Source organism: Natronococcus sp., from assembly GCF_047921035.1.
Classification (GTDB): domain Archaea; phylum Halobacteriota; class Halobacteria; order Halobacteriales; family Natrialbaceae; genus Natronococcus.
This window is the reverse complement of sequence record NZ_JBLRWX010000115.1, coordinates 1-9298: the sequence shown is the minus strand read 5'-3', so window position 1 is coordinate 9298 and position 9298 is coordinate 1. Positions and strand designations below refer to the sequence as shown.

General features: G+C 68.6%; 9 protein-coding genes. 3 read left to right on the top strand and 6 right to left on the bottom strand.

The window, feature by feature from the left end:
• From ACNA7R_RS17500 to ACNA7R_RS17490, 3 genes are all read right to left on the bottom strand, one after another.
• A partial coding sequence (locus tag ACNA7R_RS17500) for a hypothetical protein (RefSeq protein WP_416284814.1) occupies positions 1–1008 on the bottom strand: 1008 nt, incomplete at its 3' end.
• A gap of 47 nt (positions 1009–1055) precedes the next feature.
• Complete coding sequence (locus tag ACNA7R_RS17495) at positions 1056–1649, bottom strand: DNA-3-methyladenine glycosylase family protein (protein WP_416284813.1); 594 nt, start codon at positions 1647–1649, stop codon at positions 1056–1058.
• Positions 1650–1727: 78 nt separating this feature from the next.
• Positions 1728–3278: an L-aspartate oxidase gene (locus ACNA7R_RS17490; protein WP_416284812.1), complete on the bottom strand. Its 1551-nt coding sequence runs from the start codon at positions 3276–3278 to the stop codon at positions 1728–1730.
• Positions 3279–3433: 155 nt separating this feature from the next.
• Between ACNA7R_RS17490 and ACNA7R_RS17485 the strand changes: the two genes are divergently transcribed.
• Entirely contained in the window at positions 3434–3970 is a 537-nt protein-coding gene (locus tag ACNA7R_RS17485) for a metal-dependent hydrolase (protein ID WP_416284811.1), read from the top strand.
• Positions 3971–4007: 37 nt separating this feature from the next.
• Here the strand turns inward: ACNA7R_RS17485 and ACNA7R_RS17480 are convergent, their stop codons facing one another.
• The gene (locus ACNA7R_RS17480) at positions 4008–4346 is read right to left on the bottom strand and encodes a hypothetical protein (RefSeq protein ID WP_416284810.1); all 339 of its coding nucleotides are present in this window, start codon (positions 4344–4346) and stop codon (positions 4008–4010) included.
• 508 nt (positions 4347–4854) lie between these two features.
• Here ACNA7R_RS17480 and ACNA7R_RS17475 point away from each other — a divergent pair.
• Complete coding sequence (locus ACNA7R_RS17475) at positions 4855–5112, top strand: hypothetical protein (protein ID WP_416284809.1); 258 nt, start codon at positions 4855–4857, stop codon at positions 5110–5112.
• Between the two features lie 3 nt (positions 5113–5115).
• Here ACNA7R_RS17475 and ACNA7R_RS17470 read toward each other — a convergent pair whose 3' ends face one another.
• Positions 5116–7692 carry a heavy metal translocating P-type ATPase gene (locus ACNA7R_RS17470; protein WP_416284808.1) on the bottom strand — a complete coding sequence of 859 codons (2577 nt, stop codon included), beginning with the start codon at positions 7690–7692 and terminating at the stop codon, positions 5116–5118.
• Positions 7693–7748: 56 nt separating this feature from the next.
• Positions 7749–8516: a helix-turn-helix domain-containing protein gene (locus ACNA7R_RS17465; protein ID WP_416284807.1), complete on the bottom strand. Its 768-nt coding sequence runs from the start codon at positions 8514–8516 to the stop codon at positions 7749–7751.
• A gap of 57 nt (positions 8517–8573) precedes the next feature.
• On the opposite strand from ACNA7R_RS17465, the gene ACNA7R_RS17460 reads away from it, so the two are divergent.
• Positions 8574–9110 (top strand): hypothetical protein, encoded by a 537-nt coding sequence (locus tag ACNA7R_RS17460; RefSeq protein ID WP_416284806.1) that lies wholly within the window; start codon positions 8574–8576, stop codon positions 9108–9110.
• The last annotated feature ends 188 nt before the right edge of the window (positions 9111–9298 follow it).

The window sequence follows — 9298 nt, the reverse complement described above, 5'->3', positions numbered from 1 at the left end:
GGCGCCACCGGCCCCCGGCGCGATGGCCTCGTGGGCCCGGGCGGTGATGGCCGAGTAGGACGTGCGGTGCCACGCCCGGTCGAGCTCGCGGACGAGGTTCGCGGCGTCGAGCGTCGGGACGGGCTCGGCCGGCGTCTCGTAGGGCAGGGTCGACGGCTGCCGGGCGGTCTCCTCGAGCGCGAAGCGTCGCCGGACCCGCTCCTCGAGTCGCTCCTCGACGGTACGCCGTTCGAACAGTTCGCTTCGAACGAGGTCGCCCGCCGTGCGCTCGCTCCGGCGGAGCTTCCGGTCGGTGATCCCGTCGGTGCTGGCGTCCGAACCCAAGACGTCACCGTCGAGGATCGTCCGGCGGACGGCCTCGAGTTCGGCGTCCGCGTCGATCCGCGCGTCGCCGCGCTCGGAGTTACCGTCGGCCACGCGGCTCTCGACGGTGTACCGTTCGACCTCCTCGATCGTCTCGAGCCGGGATTCGTCTGCCGTCACCTCGACGACGTCGTCGCCGACGAACTCCGTGTCGACGACCGCCCGATCGAGCAGTTCGGCGTCGACAAGCTCCCGCTCGACGAGTTCAGTGTCGACGACCTCGCTCTCGATCGCGTCGCGGTCGACAGTCCGCGTCTCGGCGCCCTCGTGAGCGCGGATCTCGGTCGTCACCGTTCCGCCCCGTCGGAGTTCGTCCTCGAGGTCGCTTCGCTCGCTCGCGGCCCGCTCGAGGGCCGTCTCGCGGTCGACGAGTTCGAACTCGCCGAGCCCCTCGCTCGCCGGCTCGTCGCCGCGGTAGACGAACACCCGATCGTCGTCCCGGAACCGCTCGACGAACTCGTCCCAGGTGTAGGTTTCGCGGTCCGCTCCGAGATCGTCTCGCCGAGCGAACGAGTAGCCGCTCCCCTCGTCGGCGTGAACCGTCACGGGAACGGCGTCGCGGGCCTCGGCCCACTCCCGGATCCGCTCCGGATCGGTCGTCATTCGTTGCCGATCCGGCTCGCCGGGGATCGCGTCGTCTGTCATACCGACGTTCGCGACCGGCTGCGGCTTCAGACCGTTGCCGGCGCCTGCTACTCCGACTCGTACTCCGCCCAGATGTACCGCGTCGCGACGCTGCGGTGCGGACGCCAAGCCTCGGCGATCTCGCGCATCTCCGCGCGACTCAGTTCCTCGTCGCCGTCGGCGTACAGGTTCTCGATGCCGCGACGAACCGCCAGATCGCCCAGCGGGAGCACGTCGGGGCGCTCGAGGACGAACAGGAGGTACATCCGCGCGGTCCAGTCGCCGATTCCCTTGATCTCTGTGAGCGCGTCGATCACCTCCTCGTTGGTGTGGTCGGCCAGTCCGGATCGCGTGTAGTCGTTCTCCTGGAAGGCTTCGGCGGCGTTTCGGACGTACTCGATCTTGCTGCGGGAGAGCCCGGCCTCGTAGAGCGCCTCCTCGTCGGCGGCCAGAACGGCCTCCGGCGTCACCTCGCCGTCGAGCACGTCGAAGACGCGCTTGCGGATCGCCGCCGCGCTCGCGGTCGACACCTGCTGGTTGATGATCGAAATGCAGAGCCGTTCGTACTCGGTCCAGTCCGGTTCGACGTACGGGTCGTGTCGCTCGAGAAGCTCCGCCATCACGGGATCCCGGCGGAGCACGGGGTGTGCCTCTTCTATCATGCGCAGTGGCTGGATACGAAACACGGTGCCGGGAGCGCATATGCGTCTCGCTTGCGCGAGGACGGCGCGGCGACGGCCTCACTCGAGGTGGTGGTAGTCGAGTTCGTACCCCTCCTCGAGCGCCTCCTGCACCGACTCGCTCGGCTCGCCGACGCCGCGACGCCGGATCGAGAACCCGCCGCCGTCGACCGAGACGACGAGGTTGACGCGCCAGTCCGACACCGTCTCCGGATGGTCGGTCCGGTAGTGGGCGCCCCGGGATTCGGTTCGCTCGAGGGCCGTCCGGAGCAGCGCTTCGGCGACGGTGAGGCTAACGGAGAGGTCGACGGCGTACTCGAACGACCGCGAGGTGCGGTCGCCCTCGACCCGGAGGTCGGCCGTGCGCTCGCGCAGCGCCTCGAGTTCGGCCAGTCCCTCCTCGAGCCCGGCTTCGTCCCGAAGGATTCCAGCACGGTCCCAGAGCAGTTCGCCGAGGTCGTCGAGCAGCGTCGTCGGCGCGACGTCGCCGTCGGCGTCGGCGAGCGACTCGAAGCGCTCGACCATCGACGGGAGGCGCTCGCGGACGTAGTCGGCCTCGCGGTGGGAGATATCGAGATAGACGCCGCCGTTGTCGGTCCCGCGTCCCTCCCGGATTTCCCGAGCGATCGCCCGGGCGACGACGTCCCGGGCGTCGAGCTCCATCTGGTCGGGCGAGTAGCGCTCCATGAACCGCTCTCCCTCCGCGTTGTAGAGCCGACCGCCCTCGCCGCGGACCGCCTCGGTCACCAGTCGGCCGTCCCACTCCTCGCCGTAGCGCTCGCCGACCATCCCCGTCGGATGGAACTGGACGAACTCGGTGTCGAGCAGCCGCGCGCCGGCCTCGAGCGCGAGCGCCTGAGCGTCGCCGTTGTTCTCGTCGTCCCGCGAGGAGTGGCGCCGATAGAGCGCCGAGAACCCGCCCGCAGCGACCACGACGCGGTCGCTCCGGAACAGCAGGCCGCGACCGGTCTCCATGTCGAAACCGACGGCGCCCGATACCCGCCGGCCGTCCGAGAGCAGCCGCGTGATCATGACGTTCTCGCGGTAGGGGATCTCGAGGTCCTGCGCCCGATCGATCAGCGTCTCGAGCATCGCCTCGCCGGTGCGGTCGCCGACGAAACAGGTACGCCGGTACGACTGGGCGCCGAAGTAGCGCTGGTTGATCGTCCCGTCGTCGGTGCGATCGAACGGCATCCCCCACTCCTCGAGTTCACGGATCCGATCGGGCATCTCTCGAGCGGTGAGCTCGACGGCTTCGGGATCGTTCAGGTGGTGGCCCTCGTTTAGCGTGTCCGCCGCGTGAATCGTCCAGTCGTCTTCCGGGTCCAGGGTGCCGAGCGCCGCGTTGACGCCGCCGGCCGCCCACGTCGTGTGGGCGTCGCCGTGATCGCGCTTGCCGATCACCAGCGGCTCGACGCCCGCCTCGGCGAGCGTGATCGCGACCCGCGCGCCCGCCGCGCCGGCGCCGACGACGAGCACCGGCGTCGTGACGACGTCGTACTCGAGGCCGTCGGCGTTGGCCTCCGTCCCGCCGTCGATACGGTTCTCGACCCCCGCGACGCCGGTCGGTGCCGTCGTCGTCCCGCGGTCGTCGCTCGGTGTTCGTCCCATATACAACTGTGAGTGCCGAGCGGAGTTAGGCAGCACCCCAAACGACGTAGCGTCCAATTTTGGCGCGATAGAACCTCTGCAGCGGCGATTCGCGGCTGTATCGTTTCAGTCGACGGCCGGACACTTACGGAGGGCGTTCCCCTACTCGAGATCGAATGCAGCCCGTCGTTCACGTCGTCGTCGGTTACCTCTGTTATGCGGCGTACACACGACTGGACCGCGGCGAACCGCCAGCCGAGGCGCCGGCGCTCGCCGCGATCATCGGCGCGGGGCTCGCGGACCTGATCGACAAACCGCTCCACGCCGCCGGCGTCGTTCCCGTCGGACGGACGATCGGCCACTCGCTGCTGTTCGTCGTCCCGCTCGTCGCCGCCGTCTGGCTGCTGGCGCGGCGCCGCGATCGAGAGCGGCTGGGGGTCGCCTTCGCCGTCGGCTACGGCTCGCACGTCGCGACCGACGTCCCCTGGCACGTGCTCTCGGGTGACTACGACGAACTCGGTTTCCTCCTGTGGCCGACCACGCACATGCCCGAGTACACCGGCGTCAAACCGCTCGGGACGGTCCCCGGCCTCGGCCTCGAGGCGACGACGCTGTGGTTCGAGGCCGTCATCCTCGTCGCGGGCATCGCGCTCTGGCGAGCCGACGGCTATCCGGGGACGACACCGATTCGGCGGGCGCTCGGTCGGTCGTGACGGGGCCGACGCTCGAGGCCGGTACCGCGCAACCCCGTTACTGGCGGTAGTCCGCGATTCCTTCGAGAGCGAACGATCCGCCGAGCAATCCGAGAGCGACCGCCAGGGAGAACAGGCGGGGGATCCCCTCGAGTGCGATCGAAACGGCGATTCCACCGACGGTCACGAGTGCCACGACGAGCAGCGAGACGACCAGACGATGTCGCTGAAAGGGTTCGTCGGCCGATCGGCCGAGCGCCGTTCGCTCGGCGACGAGCCACGCTGTACCGACGGCGACGACACCCCCGAGGAGACCGGCGACTATCCGGACCGCGAACCACGTCGACGTGTCGAGCCCGATCTCCGCGACGACCAGGGCGAGAAAAGCGACGTACACGCCGTACCTGATCACCGAGGTTCCGGATCTGACGAGTGGGTGTTGGCGCAACGGCGTTTGATTTCTGTCGTCGATACCGTCTGGTATTACACTATACTCGAGGTGTCGGCACAAAAATATTAGCAGCCGAGAGGAGCACCGCTTCAGTGGGCAGATTCGATCGCAAAACTCGTGTTACATACAGACGACTCACTTACCGCTCGCTACGCTCGCGCTTCGATCGTCGTTCCGCAGAGAGACGCGCTGTCGCGCGTCTCGGACGGCTGTTCGCCCAGTAGAAACTGCGAGCGAAGCGAGCAGTTTGCACCTGCAGGTAACAGGTCAACCCGTTCGGATCCAGCAGCCAAACAAAAAATCGCATCCCAAACTACCGATATTCTTTCCGAGAACGCCTCGAGTTCGTCGCTGTGCTCCCCTTCGAGTAGTTAGATACGAAGCCCGGTACCAGCTTCGGACGCTGACGAGCCGAGACAATAGTTTTCTCCACCGCCTTCGTCTGTGAGAACGAATGGAACGAGACGACGATACGTACCTCGACTACTACCTGAGTCGGCGGTGGCTCCGGGATCGGGTAGCCGTTCTCGCCCTCGTCTTCGTCGCTTTCCTCGTCGTTCAGTGGCTCGGCTTCGGACTTCCCGACCTCGGCCCGTTCTCGGAGTCACCGCGGGGCCTCGCGATCCTCCTCGTGGCCGTGCTCGTCACGGGAATGTGGGTCGTCTTCGCCGTCGTCGGTGCGATCGGACTGGTTCGCTGGCTCCGGGACTGACCCTCACTCGGCGAGTTCGTCCGGGTCCGGCGTCTCGGGTTCGACACCCGCCAGCCGCATCGCGTTGCCCGTCACGCCGAGGCTCATCCCCATGTCGCCGATGACGACCGCGTGGATGACGGTCACGATCCCGAACGGCGCGCCCGCGGCGAGGACGGCCTTGACCGCCAGGCTCGACCAGATATTCTGGCGGATGACGCCGTTCGCCTTCCCCGACAGCGCGTAGAGATAGGGCAGGCGGGTGAGGTCGTCGCCCATCAGCGCGACGTCGGCCGTCTCGAGCGCCGTATCGGTCCCCGCGGCGCCCATCGCGATCCCGACGTCGGCGGTCGCGAGCGCGGGCGCGTCGTTGATGCCGTCGCCGACCATCGCGACGCGGCCCGACCCGTGCTCCGCTTCGACTTCACGGGTCGCTTCGCTCCCCGTTCCGTTTCGAGGCCGGGTGGCCTCGCCTAGCTCACGGATCCGCTCGAGTTTCTCGTCGGGGAGCAGTTCGGCGTGGTACTCCTCGATCCCGACCGCGTCGGCGATCGCGCGGGCGGTCCCCTCGTTGTCGCCGGTGAGCATCACGACGCGAACCCCGCGATCCTGCAGCCGGGAGACGGCCCACCGCGCCTCCGGCCGGACGCGGTCGGCGACGGCGACGACGCCGATCGGCCCCTCGTCGGTGCCGACGATCACGACGGTCTTCCCCTCCGCCTGGAGGTCGGGGACGACGTCGCCGAGAACGTCGAGACAGCCCTCCCGATCGCACTGCGAGCCGGCGTCGACCTCGTACCCCATCGACTCGAGTACCACCCCGCCGTCGGTCGCGTGGGTGTGCTCGAGGTCCGCCAGTCCCTCGAAGAGGCCCGGTTTACCGACGTAGTGAGTGGTGCCGTCGACGTCGGCGCGGACGCCCTTTCCGGTCAGTGCCTCGAAGCCGGAGACGTCGGACGCGTCGGGCTCGAGCCCGCGTTCCTCGGCGTAGCCGACGATCGCCTGTCCGATCGGGTGCTCGCTTCGGTGTTCCGCAGCACCGGCCCGTCGGAGGACCTCGTCCTCGTCGGCGCCCTCGAGCGGGATGACGTCGGTCACCGAGAGGTCGCCGGTCGTCAGGGTTCCGGTCTTGTCGACCGCGAGGACGTCGCTCTCGCCGACGGCCTCGAGGTGGCGTCCGCCCTTGATCAGCACCCCGTTCTTGGCGGCGCTGGTGATCCCCGAGACGACGCTGACGGGCGTCGAGATCACGAGCGCGCAGGGACAGGAGATGACGAGCAGCGTCAGCCCGACGACGAACCAGTAGCTCCAGGACGCCCCGAACAGCAGGGGTGGGACGAACGCGGCCGCGGCCGCGAGCGCGACGACGATCGGCGTGTAGACGCTCGCGAACCGGTCGATGAACTGCTCGCGCTCGGTCTTCTCGCGCTCGGCGTCCTCGACCATGCGGACGATCCGGGCGATCGTCGAATCGCTCGCTTTGCGTTCGACCTCGACCTCGAGGTAGCCCGACTCGAGGATCGTTCCGGCGTACACCTCGTCGCCCGCCCCCTTGTCCGCGGGGACGCTCTCGCCGGTGATCGGCGACTGGTCGACCGCGCTCGAGCCCTCCGCGACCACGCCGTCGGCCGGAATCTTCTCGCCCGGACGAACGACGACGCGATCACCGATCGCGAGTTCGTCGGCCGGAACCGTCTCTTCGGTGCCGTCCTCGCGCCGAACCGTCGCGGTGTCCGGCGAGAGATCCATCAGCTCCCGCAGTGAGTCCCGGGCGCGGTCCATCGAGAACCGCTCGAGCAGCTCCGCGACCGAGAACAGCACCGCGAGCATCGCCCCCTCGAAGGGGTGGTGGGTCGCGACGCTGGCGACGATCCCGAGGCTCATCAGGAAATCGATGTCGAGGCTTCGGTTGCGCGCGGAGTAGTAGCCGTTGCGCAGGATCGGCGTCCCGGCGACGGCGACGGCCGCGATAAAGAGGAGATCGGAGAGCGCGTAGGTCCGGCCCGCCACGGCGGCGAGTGCGGGATCGGCGGCCGGGAAGACGAACTCGAGGGTCATCCCGACCGCGACGAGGACGGCGCCGATTCCCGTCCCGACGGCTCGGCGGCTTCGCCAGACGGCGGCTGGATCTGCCATCGCTCCGCCCTCGTCGGCCACCGGCGTCGCCTCGTAGCCGGCGGATTCGATCGCCGCGGTGACGTCTTCCGCGTCGGTTCCCTCGCTAATCGCGACGGTGACGCGACCCGTCGCGGGCCGGGTTTCGACCTCCTCGACGTTTTCGACGTCGGCCAGCGCGTTCTCGACCTTCGTCGCGCAGGACGGGCAGTCCATTTCCGGGACCGAGACGGTGAGCTCCGACGCCGCGTCCTCGACGGCGTATCCGGCCGCGCGGACGCGTTCGCGGATCGCCGCCTCGTCGGCTCGGGTGGGATCGTACGCGACGACGAGGCGCCCGCTCGTCACGCGCGGGTCGATCTCGTCGATTCCGTCGAGACGTTCGACGCTGTTTCGCACCTTGGTCGCACAGGAGGGACAGTCCATTTCGGGAACCCGCAACTCGAGGGTGCGACTCGAGTCCACGGGGGCGGCAGGATCGCTCATTGGGTACCCGTAACGGGTCGGCGACCATACGGGTTATTTGGCGTGCGCCAACTTTCTCACAGCGAGCCGTTCGCACCGGCGGCCGCCAGCGCTTCGATCGACTCCGTCTCGCCGACGAACACCGTCGCGAGGGCGGCCTCGGCGCGCCGGAGGCGGTAGGAGAGCGTCGACCGGGGGACGCCGAGAATTTCGGCGAGGTCGTCGAGTTCGATCCGTCGCGGCGTCTCGTAGTAGCCGTGTTCGACGGCCGCCGCGAGCGCCTCGCGTTGCTCGTCGGGGAGCGAACCCTCGCGGTCCGCGTCGAACCCGCTGCGGTCGGGATCGAGTTCGGTCACCCGAAGGACCTCCATCCCCGCACACTCGCCGACCTCCTCGCCGAGCGCGTCGAAGAACTCGTGGATCGGCGCGTCGCTCGAGAGGACGATTCGCCAGCGGTAGCGCCGACCCTCGCGGTAGGTTTCGAACAGTAGCCCCTCGCCGAGGACCTCGAGTGCGACGTGGGGGACCGACGTACAGACCTCGGTTCGATCCCAGTAGGTGTAGACGACCAGCGTGTCGCTCGAGCGATCGAGCACCTGCGTCTCGCACTCGGCCCCGCAGTGGTCCTTGACCAGGCAGTCCGCGAAGTAGTCGGCCGTCTCGTAGGCCGCCTCGAGTTCCGTCAGCGCCTCCTCGGGGCCGGTCGCGTGGTCGACCCGCCAGAGGCTGTCGGGGGTGACGTGACACGACAGCGACCGGACCGAGGCGTCGGGGTGGGCTGCGAGCACGTCGGCGACCGGGTTCGTTCCCGGATCGTACTCGAGGGCGAAGACGAACTCTCTCATACCCGTCCTACGGGTGCACGCGAAAAAGGGTTCCCGGTCGCTCGCGTAGTGTCGGTAGTGAACTCGGCCGTGACTCAGTGGTTTCGAGGGCTGTGGCGGTTCTACCTCGCGTACACGAAGACTGGCGTGCACGCGGCCGCAACCGCGGGGCTGGCGATCTTCGGCCTATTGATGTTCGTCGACGACGCGTTCGCGGTGCTCGCGATCGCCTCGTACGTCCTCCCGCCCGTGATCCTCTACGCCCGCGCGGACAAACCGGCCGAAGAGTCCGTCCGAGACGAGCGTTCGACGGACGGGGAAAAGCGCCCGGCGAACGCAGACGAGAGCGCAGCGAAAGCGACGTCGGCTCGAGACGACTCGAGGCTCGCCGAGGAGACGACCACGGACGGCGGAGCGGGCGAGACGGATCGCGTCACGGCCGCCGACGAGGGCGGGTCGGCCGACGAGTCCGGGAACGGCGATACGGATGCGGATCGAGACGACGGGGATACCGACTCGGACAGCGATGACGGTGACACCGATTCGGATCGAGACGACGGCGACACGGACTCTGACGGCGACGACGGTGACACCGACTCCGACAGTGATAACTGAGACGGCCTCGCCGACCGTCCGGAACTGCCGGCTCAGTCCGGCGAGGCGGCGACGAAGTTTCCGTCGTCGTCGAACTCGAGCGGAGCCGGCTCCGCTACGACCCGGAGGTCCTCGCGTCCGAGCGCGGTCTCGACGAGGGGTTCGGACGCGTAACACCGCTTTAGCCGCATCGTGTCCGTCACCCTGAG